The 738-nt window shown below is 63.0% G+C and carries 1 protein-coding gene; it reads left to right on the forward strand.

Annotated features, from left to right (window positions below; genetic code table 11):
• On the forward strand, positions 1 to 738 hold a 738-nt coding region (locus AC2D8P_RS16655), incomplete at its 5' end, for a serine hydroxymethyltransferase (RefSeq protein ID WP_484704006.1).

Here is a 738-nt window from a genome sequence, read left to right on the forward strand (position 1 = left end):
CGGGTCATTGATTTTGCCAAGATGCGCGAGATTGCCGACAGCGTTGGCGCGTATCTGCATGTGGACATGGCGCATTTCGCCGGTCTGGTCGCGGCAGGCGAACATCCCAGCCCGTTCCCACATGCCCATGTGGCCACCACCACCACCCACAAGACCCTGCGCGGCCCGCGCGGCGGCATGATCGTCACCAATGATGAGGCGATTGCCAAGAAGGTCAACTCCGCGATCTTCCCAGGCATTCAGGGCGGCCCGTTGATGCATGTGATCGCTGGCAAGGCCGTGGCCTTTGGCGAGGCGCTGCGCCCCGAGTTCAAACAGTACATGCGTCAGGTGCGCCTGAACGCCGATGCGCTGGCCGATCAGCTGATCAAGGGCGGTCTGGACATCGTCACCGGTGGCACCGACACCCATGTGATGCTGGTGGATCTGCGCCCCAAGAAAGTGACCGGCAACATCACCGACGCCGCCCTGGGCCGGGCCCATATCACCACCAACAAGAACGGCATCCCGTTTGACCCGGAAAAACCGACCGTGACCTCTGGCATTCGTCTGGGTACGCCTGCGGGCACCACGCGCGGGTTCGGTGAGGCCGAGTTCCGCCAAATCGCGGATATGATTGTCGAAGTTGTTGACGGCCTGGCCGCCAATGGCCCCGACGGCAACGCCGAGGTCGAGGCCGCCGTCCGCGCCAAAGTCGCAGAGCTCTGCGCCAGATTCCCGCTTTATCCGAACTTGTAA

This window comes from Roseovarius sp. YIN77 (genome assembly GCF_057219155.1).